The organism is Bradyrhizobium sp. BRP19 (genome assembly GCF_020194195.1).
GTDB lineage: Bacteria > Pseudomonadota > Alphaproteobacteria > Rhizobiales > Xanthobacteraceae > Bradyrhizobium > Bradyrhizobium yuanmingense.
The window spans coordinates 246290-260168 of sequence record NZ_JADYVZ010000008.1 but is presented as its reverse complement, the minus strand read 5'-3'; the positions used below and the strand labels follow the sequence as shown (position 1 = coordinate 260168).

Here is a 13879-nt window from a genome sequence, read left to right as displayed (position 1 = left end):
TCGATTGCTGTAGGGAGGCCCGATCGGCATGTGGATGATATGCTCGGCACCCTTTGCCGAGATGATGTTCTCCGCTTCACGTCGGCCGAAAACCTGGATAGTCTGTACAGTGAAGACGTTGGGCCGCGTGTTCGACGAAGCCTCACGTATGCGGGACGAGGTCTATTTCGCGATCCGCTCAACCTGACGGCCAGGCGAGGCCCATCCGCAACAGGATATCTTTCATGGAAGGATGTCTTAGCCTGCGTGGTAGGCGCTGCTTCTAAAGCCGGCGCTGTCATGCTTGTTCATTATTCGTGCGGATCTTCCAGTGATAAGCTGGTCGCAAAGCTTATCAGTCTGTTCCACAACATCCGATTTGCGAACTCCAATGTGGCGCCGTTATCCATGCCGGCCACAAAAGGCTCTTGTCTTCGCGAGCGGACAGCTCTCTCGCTTGGAGCTCGCTAGGCTATGAGCCGGAATTCGACCCTCTACTCCAGCGAGCCGACATTAGAAGGCGCCGCGCTCGAACCTCACCATCAAGCGAAAAGACTGAGCTAGTATTATTTTGCCCACCGGCATGAGCATCCAGTCAAGGGTACGCTTTCGCGCTAGACGGTCATCTCGAGCAATTACAGGTTCAATTGCTGGCGTGTCTAGTCGGCGGGCACGGGTGGCACCGGCAGCGCCGTGATCGACTTGATCTTTTCCATCGCGAAACGCGAGGTGACGTTTTTGAGCGGGACGGCGTGGATCAGCTTCTTGTAGAACACGTCGTAGCTCGGCATGTCCGGGATTACGACGCGCAGCATGTAGTCGACGTCGCCGGCCATGCGGTAGAATTCCATCACCTCCGGCATGGCACTGACCGCCGCGGCGAAGCGTTTCAGCCAGGCGTCGGAATGGTCGGAGCTTTCCACCGAGACGAACACCGAAAGGCCGAGGCCGATCTTGTTCTGGTCGACCAGCGCGACGCGCTTCAGGATCACACCGTCGGCTTCCAGCCGCTGGATGCGCTTCCAGCAAGGTGTGGAGGACAGGCCGACGCGGTCGCCGATCTCCGCCACCGACAGCGAGGCGTCCTCCTGAAGCACCGTCAGGATCTTGCGGTCGATGGCATCGAGGCGACGGCCGGCCTCGGCGAGCTGCAGCGCAGCGTCGGTCATTGTCTGATTACCTTTGTGTCAGTGGAAGCTCGTGGGGCGCTGCTTGGGCAGGGTTTTCAGCCGTGGGGCCCGAACAGGAAGATCTCGTAAAGGTCGTCCCGATTGCCGTCCTGATCGTCCTTCGGGCCCCCCGTCTGGGGCCGCAGCGAGCGCCGGAACCATTCGCGTGCTTGGTCGAACCAGCTGGCGAGACTTGAATGCAGCGAGATGACGTAGCTCATGTTCACTCCGGACAACATTGTAGGGCGAGAACGCGACAAAGCTAACATGAGCGGTCACATGTTGAACATCGCCAGCCGTTGGCCACGTTCAGTTTGATTGGAACGTACTGAGACTGTCATTGGTTCGAGCAGGAAATTCCATGGAGCGTTTTCGCAAGGAACATTTTTCATTCAGTGTAGGGAGCGCGGAGGTGTTTGATCAGTCATTCGCGAGCAGTGCGAGCACGTCGGCGTGCTGTAGACGCACAGTGGAACCGGCGTTCAGGGGCCTGCGGCAGGAGTCCGACACCAATGGCAGCATGGGCAGGCCCATGCTGCCGAACGATGCATACAGAAGGCTGCGGTCGGCGCGCTCGTGCAGGTGCGATCTTGTCATCAGGCCAAGCACGAACAGGAACGCGATCAGCAGCATCAGCGTGAGGATCAAAGCTTCATGCCAGCCGGTACGATCGGTTACCGCTCGCGCGTCGGCCGCTCGCTCAACGGGAGAACGAAGGCCGGTCCATTCCAGTGTGAACTCGAACATGCTGACGCCCCGTGTCACTGCTGTTCCGCGATCCCCTCACTTCATGTAGTCGGGCAGGGTGAACCCGTCATAGAAGCTGTCGGCCAGGATCGCCGTCTTGAACGTCGGCGATTTGTAAGCGGCGACAATGTCCTGGGCCCATTCGGCATGGGCGTTGGCCTTCTTTACTGCGAGCACGTTGATGTAGGGCGTCGTCATCTTCTCCAGTGCGAAGGCATTGGTCAGCTTCAGACCGCTGAAGATTGCAAAATTACCCTGGACAGCGGCGAAGTCGACATCGTCGAGCGCCCGCGGCGCTTGTGCGGCCTCGAGCGGCACGATCTTAATGCCACCCGGATTCTTGATGACATCGAGCTCGGTGACATCGACCGGCTTGCTGTCGCGAATCTCGATCAGGCCGAGATCGCGCAGCACCCACAGCGCGCGCTGGAGGTTGACGGGATCGTTCGGCACCGCGACGCTGGAGCCCGGTTTGATTGGCGTGCCCAGCGGGTGCTTCTTCGAATAGAGGCCCATCGGGGGCGTCGGAACGTGGACGATGCCGACGAGATCGGTCTTCTGGCGCTCGTTGTAGGATTCGAGGAAGATTGTGTGCTGCATCACATTGGCATCGATCTCGGACTTGAACACTGCGTTGTTGGCTTCAAGGCCGGTCGAGAACTCGACATAGCGGATCTTGTAGCCCTTTTTCTTGAGCTCGGGCTCGACGCCGATCTTGAACTCGTCGATGTACGGACCTGGCACGAAACCGACTCGCAGCTCGGGCTTCGAGGGCTGCTGCGCCAGGGAGTTTCCGGCGGCGAGCGGGGAGAGAGCCAAAAGGCCGGAGAGTAGGAACAATGCGGTCTTCATGTCTTCTTACGGTTTCCAGTTTGGAGGGGGAGCGGTGTCAGGCGATCGCCTTGACCTGGTTGGAGTAGATGCTGGCAGGGCGGGCGAGGCCGTAATGCTCGCGCAGCGTCGTGCCGGTATAGTCCTCGCGGAACAAGCCGCGCTTGCGCAGGATCGGGACGACCTCCTCGGCAAAGACATCGAAGCCGCCCGGCAGCCAGGGCGGCATCACGTTGAAGCCGTCGGCCGCGCCGCCCTCGAACCAGGCCTGGATATTGTCGGCGATCTTTTCCGGCGTGCCGGCAATGACCCAGTGGCCGCGTGCGCCGGCTAGGCGCTGGACGAGCTGGCGGATCGTCGGCTTCTCGCGATCGACGATGTCGACGACGAGCTTGAAACGGCTGGCGACGCCGCGCGCACTGGCGGTGTCGATCAGATGGCGCGGCACCGGGCCGTCGAGATCGTAGCCGGTGAGATCGACGCCGATCATCTGGCGCAGCTGCGTCAGGGAATATTCCGGCTGGATCAGCTCATTGAACTCGTCCTGGAGGCGGTCGGCCTCGGCTTGCGTGCTGCCGATGAAGGGGCTGATGCCGGGCAGGATCTTGATCTCGTCGGGGCCGCGGTCGAAGGTGCGGGCCTGCCGCTTGATGTCCGCGTAGAAGGCTTTGGCGGAGTCCAGCGTCTGGTGCGCGGTGAAGATCGCTTCCGCAAAGCGCGCGGCGAAGGCGCGACCATCGTCGGAGGAGCCCGCCTGCACATAGACCGGCCGGCCCTGCGGCGTGCGCGAGATGTTCAACGGGCCGCGAACCCGAAAATGCTTGCCGACATGGTCGAGTGTGTGGATCTTGCTGGTCTCGGCGAAGACGCCGGAAGCGGGATCGTTGACGAGTGCGTCGTCCTCCCAGCTGTCCCAGAGCCGCGAGATCACGTCGAGATATTCGCGGGCGCGCTCGTAGCGCTCGTGGTGAGGCGGGTGCTCGGGTAATCCAAAGTTTTGCGCGGCCTGTGGCGCGCTGGTCGTCACGATATTCCAGCCGGCCCGGCCCTTGCTCAGATGGTCGAGCGAGGCGAACATACGCGCGAGATTGTAAGGCTCGGTATAGGTGGTCGATGCCGTCGCGATCAGGCCAATACGCTTCGTCACTGCGGCGATCGCCGCCAACCAGGTGATCGGCTCGAAGCGAAAGCGCTGGGCGTAGCGGACATTGTCGGCAAGAGCCGGGCCGTCGGCAAAGAAGATGGCGTCGAACTTGCTCGCCTCGGCGCGCTGCGCCAGCTCCTGATAATAGCTGATGTCGAGAATGCGCTCCGCCGACGATCCCTTGTAGCGCCACGCGGCTTCGTGATGGCCACCGGGATAGATGAAGAGATTGAGAACAAGCTGCCGTTGATTGCTCATGTCGAAACGCCCCGTATGCGGCCTGCGCAAAATCTATGTCGGTGCTCGCATTATTGTCGATGGAATGAATTTGCGTTGTTGAGTTCGATGCGAGCATGAACTTTCGGGAAAGCCTGCAAGTGGAGATCGCACGTGGCGCGACCCCCAGTGGATTGGAGATGCGCGCGTCCAGGCGGCCATTGAAGCGGCGGCGACACCGTGGTTTACGCCAAGAGCGGTTCTGCGTTTTTCTGTCGCTGTTTTCGCGAATGCAACTATTCCCCGCACTGTTCAATTTTTGGAAGCCATTTCCGAAAGCCGTGAGCTAGCATTCCCTGACTGAGCACCAGGCTGCATCGATGCAGCCTCCACGGAAAGGTCCCGCCAGACGGGATTGCCGTCTGAGCAGACGGCAGTCTCGCAAGAGGATCGATCGCACCATCACTGTCCTTCACTCCGTCATCGTAGCAGCGATCGGCGCACGGCGGAGCCTTGTCCAAATGGATCGCGGTATCGGGGAAGATGACATGACTGACGGAATCACCATCGACAACGTCATTCCGCGCGCGGATATCGTGAAACGGTCGGCCCGTATCGGCGCCGAAATCAGGAACATCAAGCTTTCGGGCGATCTGCCGGATCGAACCATTGCAGCGATCAACCAGGTGCTGCTGGAGCACAAAGTCATCTTCTTCCGTGACCAGAATCATCTCGACGACGCCGAGCAGGAGCGTTTTGCCCATCGGCTCGGCAAGCTGGTGCCGCATCCGACGGTCGGCGCCACCAAGGGCACGGCCTCGATCCTCGAGCTCGACTCCGCGCGCGGAGGCGGACGGGCCGACCAGTGGCACACTGACGTCACGTTCGTCGACGCTTATCCGAAGATCTCGGTTCTGCGCGGCGTCGTGATCCCCGAGTTCGGCGGCGACACGATCTGGTCGAACACGGCTGCCGCCTATCTCGACCTGCCTGCTCCGTTGCGAAAGCTCGCCGACGAGCTCTGGGCGGTGCACAGCAATGCCTATGACTATGCGGTCAAGACCCGTGCGAGCGAGGCCGACCGGAAGCAATTCAAGGAGGTCTTCACGGCGACGGTCTACGAGACCGAGCATCCCGTCGTCCGCGTTCATCCCGAAACCGGCGAGCGCACACTGGTGCTCGGCAATTTCGTCCAGCGCTTCGTCGGACTGTCGAAGTACGACGGCCAGAAGCTGTTCGACTTGTTCCAGTCGCACATCACGGCGCCGGAGAACACGGTTCGCTGGAGCTGGCGGCAGGGGGATGTCGTCGTCTGGGACAAGCGCGCGACCCAGCACTACGCCGTGAACGACTATGGCGATCAGCACCGCGTGGTCCGGCGCGCCACCATCGACGGCGAAGTACCTGTCAGCATCGACGGACGGAGCAGCGTCACGCGCATCAAGGTGGCGAAGCCGCAGGCGAAGGCGGCCTGAAAACGAGCAATGGAGTGAACACGATGAGAATTGCTATCTCCGCTCTGCGCCGGCTGGTTGCCGCGCTCGGTGCAAGAAGCCGGCAACTTGGCCTTGCGGCTCTAGGTCTGACGAGCCTGGTCGGGAGCGCTGCGGCCGACCCGCAGCTTGAGAAGACCGAGATCCGCTACCAGGGGTGGGCAGGTCAGGTGACCTTCATCGAGCTGGCCGATGATCTCGGCTATCTCGCGCCGCTCAAGCTCAAATGGGTTGGCAACACCATCAGCGGACCGCAGGACATCCAGACCGTCGTCACCGGCGATATCGACATCGGCGGTGCGTTCTACGGCGCGATCATCAAGTTGATCGCCGCCAAGGCGCCGATCAAGGCGGTGGTCGGCTATTACGGTTCGGACGACAACACCTACAGCGGCTACTACGTGAAGGAGGATAGTCCGATCAAGACCGCGCGGGACCTGATCGGCAAGAAGGTCGCGGTCAATACGCTGGGAGCGCACCATGAATTCGTGCTGCGCGAGTACCTGGCTCGCAACGGCCTGACGCCGGCGGAGGCGAAGCAGGTGACGCTGGTTGCGATCCCGCCGGTCACCGGTGAGGAGGCGCTGCGGCAGGGGCAGGTCGAGCTTAGCACGCTCGGCGGCGTCCTGCGTGACAAGGCACTCGAGCGCGGCGGCATTCGGCGGCTGTTTGCAGATACGGACGTCTTCGGGAACTTTACCGGAGGGGCCTATGTGCTGCGGGACAAGTTCATCAAGGACAATCCGAATACGTCCCGCAAGCTGATCGAGGGCGTGTCTCGTGCCATCGACTGGGCTCAGACAACACCGCCGGAGGAGGTCCGTGCCCGCTTCGAGCGCGTCATCGCTGAGCGCAAGCGCAACGAGGACGCCACCCCGATCAAGTACTGGAGGAGCACGGGCGTCGCGACCAAGGGCGGCGTGATCGGCGATGCCGAGCTCCAGGTCTGGATCGACTGGCTGGTCAGGGATGGCCTCTTGAAGCAGGACCAGCTCAAGCCGTCGGACCTCTACACCAACGCGTTCAACTATTTCCGCCCGGGCAAGACCGCGGAGGCCAAATGACGACGGCCAAGATCCGCTTCGAGCACGTACGCAAGGACTTCCTGGTCCGCGGCAAGGATGGCGGGCCGGCGCAGCGCTTCACCGCGCTCGACGACATCACGCTGGATGTTCGGACCGGCGAATTCCTGGCGCTGGTCGGGCCGAGCGGCTGCGGCAAGTCGACCTTGCTGGACCTGCTCGGCGGCCTCACCACGCCGAGCAGCGGTCGCATCCTGCTCGATGGCAAGGTCATCGAGGGTCCGGCGCGTGACCGCGGCATCGTGTTCCAGCAATATGCGCTGTTTCCTTGGCGCACGGCTGCGCAAAACATCGAGTTCGGGCTCGACATTGCCGGCCTGAAGGCGAGGGAGCGACGGGCGAGGGCGCTGCACTATCTCGACCTGGTCGGGCTGTCCGGGTTTGCCGACCGCTATCCGCACGAGCTCTCCGGCGGCATGAAGCAGCGCGTCGCGATCGCCCGCAGCCTTGCCTATGATCCGGAGGTGCTGCTGATGGACGAGCCGTTTGCGGCGCTCGATGCGCAGACGCGGGAGACACTGCAAGGCGAGCTGTTGCGGATCTGGCGCCGCACCGGAAAGACCATCCTGTTCATCACGCACGGCATCGACGAAGCCGTGGTCCTTGGTCAGCGCGTGGCGGTGATGACCTCGCGCCCCGGCCGCATCAAGCAAGTCATCGATATTCCCGATGAGCTGCACAGCGAGACGGAGGATGTGCGATCGCTTCCCGCGTTTGGGCATGTCAGGCACCAAGTGTGGTCCTTGCTGCGCGACGAGGTCTTGAAAGCGCAAGGTTTCCAGGCCGCGGCATCGGATGGCGAGCGCGTGGCAAAGGCGAAGGAGCTCGCTCATGTCTAATCTGGAGATCCTGACGCTGCTGGAACTGGCCGAGGGCAGCGCGAAAGACCGGGCCAGGCAACGCGCCGGCATAGTTGCCGCGGCGACGGGTAGCCTGGTGCGATGGCTTGCCATCATCGGACAGCGATCCCTGCTGTTGCTGTTGTTCCTGGCCCTCTGGGAAACGGCGCCGCGCCTCGGTCTCATCGATGTGACCTTCCTGCCGCCGTTCTCCGAGGTGATCGCCGCGGGCTGGCAGCTTGCACAGAGTGGGGAGCTCTACGACCACGTCGGCGCAAGCCTGCTTCGGGCCTTGAGCGGTTTCCTGATCGCCATTGCCCTGTTCGTGCCGTTGGGTGCGTTGACGGGATGGTATGTCGGGCTGGGCAATCTCCTGAGCCAGATCATCGAGATCGCGCGCAACACGGCGCCGCTGGCGCTGTTGCCGGTTTTCATCCTGCTGCTCGGGATCGGCGAGCTCTCGAAGGTCACCATGGTGGTCTACAGCTGCGCCTGGCCGCTGCTGCTGAACACGATCGCTGCAGTCCGCCAGGTCGATCCGCTCCTGGTCAAATCGGCACGGACGATGGGCGCGACGCCGAGCCAGCTGTTCCGGAAGGTGATCCTGCCGGCGTCGCTGCCGACCATCTTCGTCGGCATCCGCTTGGCAAGCGCCTCGGCGATGCTGGTCCTTGTCGCGTCCGAGATGGTCGGTGCCAAATCAGGGCTCGGCTATCTCATCATCAATAGCCAGTACAGCTTCCTGATCCCGCAGATGTATTTCGGCATCCTCGGCATCACCGTGATCGGTCTCACCTTCAACGCAATCCTCGAGGCACTGGAGCGTCGCCTGATGCGATGGAAGGCGCCGGCCGTTTAGCCAGGCTTGTTGCGGGCGGTCGCCTGCGTCACGATGCTGTTCGGCGGCACGTCCTGCGTCACCCAGACGTTGCCGCCAACGGTCGATCCCCGGCCGATGGTGATCCGCCCGAGGATGGTGGCGCCGGCATAGATCACGACGTCATCGTCCACGATCGGGTGCCGGGCGTCGCCCTTGATCAGATGGCCGTCATCGTCGGTCGGGAAATGGCGCGCACCGAGCGTCACGGCCTGGTAGATGCGGACATTGTCGCCGATGATTGCAGTCTCGCCGATCACGACACCCGTGCCGTGATCGATGAAGAAGCCGGAGCCGATGCTTGCGCCGGGATGGATGTCGATGCCGGTGCGCGTATGGGCGATCTCAGCGATCAGCCGCGCAATCAGCCGTGCTCCGAGTTGGTGCAGGATGTGCGCCAGCCGGTGGTGGATGATCGCGGTCATGCCGGGATAACCGATCAGGATCTCCGGAAAGTTCCTGGCGGCGGGGTCGCCGACGAAGGCGGCGCGGAGATCGCTGATGATCAGCCCGCGCACGTCCGGGAGCTGGGAGGCGAACCGGCGTGTCAGGTCGATTGCGTCGTCGCGCCGGAAGCCGGCCGTGAGCTCGTCACCGATAAAGAGCGCGGCGCGGTGGACCTGCTCGCACAAGCCGTCGAGCGCTATGCTAAGGCGGTTACCGACGAAATAGTCGATGTTCTCCCCGTCGAGGTCGAACTGGCCGTAATGGCGCGGGAATAGCGCTTCGGTCAGGCCGTCCAGGATCGCCTGAAGGGCTTCGCGCGATGGCGCCCGGCGGGCCTCGCCATCCCGGCGGATACTATGGGTTTCCTCGCGGGAGACGCGGAGTGCGGCGACGAGCTGCTCGAGATGCCAGCGCTTCTGTGTCGGGCTATCGAGCCCCTTGTCGTCTGAGGGCTCGCGGGCCAAGTCGTGCTTCATGCCGCTTCACCTGACATGCGCCAGCGGAATGCTGATCTCGGCCAGCAGATCGAGGTCGAAATCATGTTTAATCTCGATGTATTGACCATTCCAGTATACAAGCCCCGACAGCTGGGGCGACAGTTCGAAGCTCGAGATGCTGCCGACGATGATCCCATGCGAATATCGCTCGATGATCTCGTCGACCTGGCACTCGACCGTCGCCAGCGAATTGCCGAGCAGGGGAACGCCGGATAGCCCGGCCGTCCAGGCGACGCTTTCATAGCGCTGGGCCCCCTTCAGCCTGCCATTGCTGAATCGGCTCGCGAGCTCCTGCTGGTCGGCTCCGAGAATGTTGACCCCGAACACCCTGTGACGCTCGATCGGGGCAAAAGACGAGGCCTGCCGGTTGACGCTGACCAGCACGCGCGGCGGACTTGCGCTGAGCGACGTCAGCGACGTGACCGTCATTCCCGTGATGTCGTCGTCGCGGCCGGCCGTGATGATGCTGACGCCACCGGCGAGGCGGCGCATCACGGCGCGGAACTGGTGTTCGATCTCATTGCTGTCAGTGACCAGATGGATGTCCGACTTTCCCATGTCTGTCTCTCCTTGCGTCGGACCGTCGAATGAAGGCGCCGTCTTGGCTAGAAGAAGCCTTTCGCCGGCAACGGCGTGCCGCTGATTTCGTACTGGCCGATCGAGCGCGCCTTGTAGGTGGTCGGATTATGCGACGACAGCGTGCGCGCATTGCGCCAGTGCCGGTCGAAATTGGTGACCTTCTTGGTCGCCGACGCGCCGCCGACGTCGAACAGCAGGCTGCCGCCGCGGATGGCGAAATCGTCCGCGACAATCTTGGCCTTGGCCGAGAGCAACGCGGCGGTGTGGGCGGCTTCCACGGCGTTCGATGCGCCCGCGTCGAAGGCATCGGTCGCGACGTCGAGCGCCTCGGCGGCCGCCATCACCACCGTTTCGGCCGCAAAGGCCCCGCTGGCGATCTGGCCGACGGTCTGCTGCAGCAATGGATCGTCGGTCGGAGCTTCGGCTGGCGCATAATAGAAGGTACGCTTACGCGAATGGACGAGCGCGGTGGCGTCCCGCAGGGTCGCGCGCGCGATGCCGGCAACGATCGCGGTCAGGAACAGCTGGGCGAACGTGTTTGAGTATGGCACGCCGTAGCCAGTGTCGGGTGTGTCGAAGACGATCTCCTGGCTTTTGACCTTGACGTTGCGGAAATGGGTCGTGCCGGTTGCGGTGAGCCGCTGTCCGATCCCATCCCAATCGTCGACCAGCTCGATGCCCTCGCGCTTGATCGGGACGATGGTCGCGCCGCTGATGCCATCAGGATCGGCGGCGCGGACGAGCACGTAGTCCGAATACAGCGTGCCGGTGCTGTAATATTTGGTCCCGTTCAGGAGGTAATCGCCGTTTCCGTCAGGCGTGAAGGTCGTCCCCGGCGTGACATTGCCGACGCGGGGGCTTTCGAGCTCGGTGGTGGCAAGCCCGATAATTGCGCCCTGCGCGACAGCCTTCTGCCACTCGCGGCTCTGCTCATCCTTTGGCGTACGCACCAGCCGCTCCACCACGCTGAAATGGTTGCGCAAGATATGCGCGACATTGGCGTCGGCCTCGCCGAGGCGGATCACGAAAGCGAAGAGATCGCGGATCGTGCTGCCGGCGCCGCCGGCGCTTACCGGAAGCCGCAACGCGCCGAGGCGGGCGCGGCGGATGAGATCGATGATCTCGAAGGGCAGCACACGGTCGCGTTCTCGCGCGCTCGCACCTTCGGCGATCTGGTTGAGCAGCGCTTCCAGCTCGGGCGAGCCGGTCTTGAGCGGCTCGGATGTGCCGAGGGAGGGGGCGAATACGGTCTTGTTCATCGTCTGACCTGTCAATTAGAGCTGGGCGAGATGGTCGGTGACCTTGACCGGCTCGGGCAGAACCTTGCGGGCGACCAGCCAGTCGGCGGCCTTTTGCAGCTCGCTGATGAAGCGCTCGTCGTTGACCGCGAAGTAGCTATACTTTCGTTTCAGCGCGATGAACTGATCGCGAACCTCGTCGCTGTACTTGCCCGCCTTCTGCGCGATGTACTCGGCCTCCTTCGCGTTCTCCGAGATCCACTTGCCTTCGGCCCGGAACGCATCGTTCACGGCGCGCACGAGGGCGGGGTTGTCGGTCGCGAATTTGCGGGTGGTCAGGTACGAGGTGTAGTCGATCTGGAAGTCGAGATCGCGACCCTCAAGGAAAATGTCGTGCGCCTTGTATTCGAGCCGGGCGATATCGACGCCGGGGCTCCACATCGACCAGGCGTCGACCTTGCCGGAGGCGAGCGCAGGTGCCGCATCGGGCGGATTGAGATAGACGAACTTGACCTTGGAACGGTCAACCTTGTGCTTCTCGAGCGCGGCCACCAACAGGAATTCGCCGAGGCCGGAGCGGTTGACCGCGACCGACTTGCCGACGAGGTCCTCGACCTTGTCGATGCCGGAGCCGTCCTTGGCGATGATCGCCGTGGTGCGGGGGTCGTAAACCACGAACTGAGTGAACACCAGCGGCGAACCGGCGATGATCGCGGCCAGCGCCGGCGTCGTGCTGCCGCCGAAGCTGAAATCGGCGCTGCCGCCGGTGACCGCCTGCAACGTCGGCGCGTGGTTCGGGAAGGGCCCGAGCCATTCGACCTTGATGCCGTCCTTGGCCAGCACCTTCTCGAACTCGCCGCGTTCCTTGGCGATCAGATTGAGACCGCTCATGCCCCAGGTCAGGCGAACCGTATCCGTGGTGCGGCCAGTTGCGGCCTCGGCAAAATCGCAGATGTTCAAGCCGGCGAGGGCGCCGACGCCGAAGGCCGTGGTGCTGAGAAAGCTGCGGCGGGACGGCTTGGCGATGGAAGAGTCGGACATGATGGCCTTCCGTTGAATTAGTGGGTGGAGTGCGAATTCACGCCGAGCTCGGCAAGGAGCTCGCTGCGCGAGATGGGTGTCGAGCCGTTTCGTGCGACGCGGTGCTCGTAGGCGATGGCGCCGTTCCGCATCACCAGGATGCGATCGGCCAGAGCAATCGCTTCGTCGACGTCGTGCGTGACGAGCAGAACGCCCGGCTGATGATTGGCGACGAGCTCGCGAACCAGCTCATGCATGCGGATGCGGGTGAGCGCGTCCAATGCTGCAAACGGCTCGTCGAGCAGCATAAGCTCTGGCTGCTGCACCAGCGCGCGGGCCAGCGCGACGCGCTGGGCCTGTCCGCCGGACAAATTGCGCGGCCAATCGTCGAGACGGTCGCCGAGGCCCACCTCGGTCAACGCTTCGGCGGCGCGTTCGCGTGCGTCCGGCACCTGCAAACCAAGCGAGACGTTGCGCCAGAGGCTGTCCCAGGGCAGAAGCCGGTGCTCCTGGAATACCACCGCCGGCCGGCGCGGCGCGACGATGCGCCCGCCTTGGATCGAGTCCAAGCCGGCGAGCGCCCGCAGCAATGTCGTCTTGCCGCAGCCGCTTTCGCCCAGCAGGGCGACGAACTCGCCCCGTTCGATGCGCAAGTTCAGCTTTTCGATGACCACGCGGCTGCCGTAACTGCGAACGAGATTGCTGACGACGACGGCCGGGCCGGTTTCGAATGAAGCGGGCGACAGTGGAGCCACGTGAGCGTTCATCGTGCTGCCCCATAATTCGGATGCCAGGCGAGAAGGCGCCGTTCGAGAAAGCGTGCAATTCCATCGGCCGCGACGCCGATGAGCGCATAGATCACGATGGTCAGCACGATCACGTCGGTACGCAGGAATTCGCGCGCGTCCATCGCGAGAAAGCCGATGCCCGACTGCGCGCCGATGGTTTCAGCGACAACCAGCGCAAGCCATGCCGTCGCCAGCGCATAGCGGACCCCGGTCAGGATCGACGGCAATGCACCGGGAAGGATGATCCGGCGGATCAGCTGAAACGAGCTCAGGCCCTGGACGCGACCGAGCTCGAGCAATTTGGGATCGACCTGGCGGATACCGAGCACCGTGTTGATGTAGATCGGGAAGGTGACGCCGAGGGCCACCAGGAAGATCTTTTGCGTCTCACCGACACCAAGCCAGACGATGACCAAAGGCAGCGCTGCGAGGAACGGGATGGCCCGGATCATCTGCACGCTGCGGTCGATCAGAGCTTCGGCGATACGGGAGAAGCCGACGAGAATGCCGAGGCCGCCACCGATGGCCGTGCCGATCACGAATCCTGCCGCCGCCCGCAGCAGGCTCACGCCGAGATCGTTGAGCAGTGTGCCCGTGGTTGCAAGCTTGAAAGCGGTGCGGATGACCTTGCTCGGTGCAGGCAAAACTTGCGGCGAGAGCCATCCGGCCTGCGCCAGCCATTCCCAGATGACGACCAGCACCACCGGCGCCAGCCACGACAGAAGCTGAAGGCCGCGAGTGCCAAGGTTTCTTTTCGTGGCGGCCGGAGCGAGTGCGCCGCCGCCGCCTTGCGATGACGGCGCGCGGTCCGCACCGATCACGGTGCGGTCGATGCCGCTCAGTTCCATATTGCTCAAGACGCGAGACCTCGTTTCACGCACTGCATGTGATGCAGAAGGCGCGACGGCAATCACCTGCCGTCTTCACAAAATG

At 63.1% G+C, this 13879-nt stretch carries 15 protein-coding genes; 4 read left to right on the top strand and 11 right to left on the bottom strand.

The annotated features are described in order from the left end of the window. Positions 1-638 precede the first annotated feature (638 nt). The 5 genes from I6F36_RS24440 to I6F36_RS24420 all read right to left on the bottom strand — a co-directional run bounded on the left by I6F36_RS24440 (position 639) and on the right by I6F36_RS24420 (position 4128). Positions 639-1148, bottom strand: coding sequence for an Lrp/AsnC family transcriptional regulator (locus I6F36_RS24440; RefSeq protein WP_225172356.1), 510 nt, complete (start codon positions 1146-1148; stop codon positions 639-641). A gap of 56 nt (positions 1149-1204) precedes the next feature. Beyond that, positions 1205-1369: a hypothetical protein gene (locus I6F36_RS24435; RefSeq protein WP_225172355.1), complete on the bottom strand. Its 165-nt coding sequence runs from the start codon at positions 1367-1369 to the stop codon at positions 1205-1207. A gap of 199 nt (positions 1370-1568) precedes the next feature. Beyond that, positions 1569-1895: a hypothetical protein gene (locus I6F36_RS24430; RefSeq protein ID WP_225172354.1), complete on the bottom strand. Its 327-nt coding sequence runs from the start codon at positions 1893-1895 to the stop codon at positions 1569-1571. A 36-nt stretch (positions 1896-1931) separates the two neighbouring features. Further along, positions 1932-2747, bottom strand: a complete 816-nt coding sequence (locus tag I6F36_RS24425; RefSeq protein ID WP_225172353.1) for a MetQ/NlpA family ABC transporter substrate-binding protein — start codon at positions 2745-2747, stop codon at positions 1932-1934. A 37-nt stretch (positions 2748-2784) separates the two neighbouring features. Continuing rightward, positions 2785-4128 (bottom strand): LLM class flavin-dependent oxidoreductase, encoded by a 1344-nt coding sequence (locus I6F36_RS24420; protein ID WP_225172352.1) that lies wholly within the window; start codon positions 4126-4128, stop codon positions 2785-2787. 506 nt (positions 4129-4634) lie between these two features. On the opposite strand from I6F36_RS24420, the gene I6F36_RS24415 reads away from it, so the two are divergent. From I6F36_RS24415 to I6F36_RS24400, 4 genes are read left to right on the top strand one after another with little or no spacing between them, the layout of a single operon-like run. Further along, the gene (locus I6F36_RS24415; protein ID WP_225172351.1) at positions 4635-5561 is read left to right on the top strand and encodes a TauD/TfdA family dioxygenase; all 927 of its coding nucleotides are present in this window, start codon (positions 4635-4637) and stop codon (positions 5559-5561) included. A 23-nt stretch (positions 5562-5584) separates the two neighbouring features. Continuing rightward, entirely contained in the window at positions 5585-6643 is a 1059-nt protein-coding gene (locus I6F36_RS24410; protein WP_225172350.1) for an ABC transporter substrate-binding protein, read from the top strand. Then, the gene (locus I6F36_RS24405; RefSeq protein ID WP_225172349.1) at positions 6640-7500 is read left to right on the top strand and encodes an ABC transporter ATP-binding protein; all 861 of its coding nucleotides are present in this window, start codon (positions 6640-6642) and stop codon (positions 7498-7500) included. The genes I6F36_RS24410 and I6F36_RS24405 overlap by 4 nt, the downstream gene beginning before the upstream one ends. After that, on the top strand, positions 7493-8359 hold the full coding sequence (locus I6F36_RS24400) for an ABC transporter permease (RefSeq protein WP_225172348.1): 867 nt from the start codon (positions 7493-7495) through the stop codon (positions 8357-8359). Before I6F36_RS24405 ends, I6F36_RS24400 begins: the two co-directional genes overlap by 8 nt. Here the strand turns inward: I6F36_RS24400 and epsC are convergent. The 6 genes from epsC to I6F36_RS24370 are packed head-to-tail and all read right to left on the bottom strand — an operon-like array spanning position 8356 to position 13794. Next, positions 8356-9300 carry a serine O-acetyltransferase EpsC gene (epsC, locus tag I6F36_RS24395; protein ID WP_225172347.1) on the bottom strand — a complete coding sequence of 315 codons (945 nt, stop codon included), beginning with the start codon at positions 9298-9300 and terminating at the stop codon, positions 8356-8358. The genes I6F36_RS24400 and epsC overlap by 4 nt on opposite strands. A gap of 6 nt (positions 9301-9306) precedes the next feature. Then, complete coding sequence (locus I6F36_RS24390) at positions 9307-9879, bottom strand: flavin reductase family protein (protein WP_225172346.1); 573 nt, start codon at positions 9877-9879, stop codon at positions 9307-9309. 47 nt (positions 9880-9926) lie between these two features. Further along, on the bottom strand, positions 9927-11159 hold the full coding sequence (locus I6F36_RS24385; protein ID WP_225172345.1) for an acyl-CoA dehydrogenase family protein: 1233 nt from the start codon (positions 11157-11159) through the stop codon (positions 9927-9929). A 15-nt stretch (positions 11160-11174) separates the two neighbouring features. Next, positions 11175-12179, bottom strand: a complete 1005-nt coding sequence (locus I6F36_RS24380) for an NrtA/SsuA/CpmA family ABC transporter substrate-binding protein (protein ID WP_225172344.1) — start codon at positions 12177-12179, stop codon at positions 11175-11177. A 17-nt stretch (positions 12180-12196) separates the two neighbouring features. Then, entirely contained in the window at positions 12197-12925 is a 729-nt protein-coding gene (locus I6F36_RS24375) for an ABC transporter ATP-binding protein (protein WP_145639705.1), read from the bottom strand. Then, positions 12922-13794, bottom strand: a complete 873-nt coding sequence (locus I6F36_RS24370; RefSeq protein ID WP_225133412.1) for an ABC transporter permease subunit — start codon at positions 13792-13794, stop codon at positions 12922-12924. The genes I6F36_RS24375 and I6F36_RS24370 overlap by 4 nt, the downstream gene beginning before the upstream one ends. Positions 13795-13879: the final 85 nt, after the last annotated feature.

What these genes read in the sequence shown, in the direction of transcription:
- I6F36_RS24370 (WP_225133412.1), bottom strand. Translation starts at nt 13,794, where the DNA reads ATGGAACTGAGCGGCATCGACCGCACCGTGATCGGTGCGGACCGCGCG.
- I6F36_RS24410 (WP_225172350.1), top strand. Translation starts at nt 5,585, where the DNA reads ATGAGAATTGCTATCTCCGCTCTGCGCCGGCTGGTTGCCGCGCTCGGT.
- I6F36_RS24390 (WP_225172346.1), bottom strand. Translation starts at nt 9,879, where the DNA reads ATGGGAAAGTCGGACATCCATCTGGTCACTGACAGCAATGAGATCGAA.
- I6F36_RS24420 (WP_225172352.1), bottom strand. Translation starts at nt 4,128, where the DNA reads ATGAGCAATCAACGGCAGCTTGTTCTCAATCTCTTCATCTATCCCGGT.
- I6F36_RS24375 (WP_145639705.1), bottom strand. Translation starts at nt 12,925, where the DNA reads ATGAACGCTCACGTGGCTCCACTGTCGCCCGCTTCATTCGAAACCGGC.
- I6F36_RS24430 (WP_225172354.1), bottom strand. Translation starts at nt 1,895, where the DNA reads ATGTTCGAGTTCACACTGGAATGGACCGGCCTTCGTTCTCCCGTTGAG.
- I6F36_RS24380 (WP_225172344.1), bottom strand. Translation starts at nt 12,179, where the DNA reads ATGTCCGACTCTTCCATCGCCAAGCCGTCCCGCCGCAGCTTTCTCAGC.
- I6F36_RS24385 (WP_225172345.1), bottom strand. Translation starts at nt 11,159, where the DNA reads ATGAACAAGACCGTATTCGCCCCCTCCCTCGGCACATCCGAGCCGCTC.
- I6F36_RS24440 (WP_225172356.1), bottom strand. Translation starts at nt 1,148, where the DNA reads ATGACCGACGCTGCGCTGCAGCTCGCCGAGGCCGGCCGTCGCCTCGAT.
- I6F36_RS24435 (WP_225172355.1), bottom strand. Translation starts at nt 1,369, where the DNA reads ATGAGCTACGTCATCTCGCTGCATTCAAGTCTCGCCAGCTGGTTCGAC.
- I6F36_RS24405 (WP_225172349.1), top strand. Translation starts at nt 6,640, where the DNA reads ATGACGACGGCCAAGATCCGCTTCGAGCACGTACGCAAGGACTTCCTG.
- I6F36_RS24425 (WP_225172353.1), bottom strand. Translation starts at nt 2,747, where the DNA reads ATGAAGACCGCATTGTTCCTACTCTCCGGCCTTTTGGCTCTCTCCCCG.
- I6F36_RS24400 (WP_225172348.1), top strand. Translation starts at nt 7,493, where the DNA reads ATGTCTAATCTGGAGATCCTGACGCTGCTGGAACTGGCCGAGGGCAGC.
- epsC (WP_225172347.1), bottom strand. Translation starts at nt 9,300, where the DNA reads ATGAAGCACGACTTGGCCCGCGAGCCCTCAGACGACAAGGGGCTCGAT.
- I6F36_RS24415 (WP_225172351.1), top strand. Translation starts at nt 4,635, where the DNA reads ATGACTGACGGAATCACCATCGACAACGTCATTCCGCGCGCGGATATC.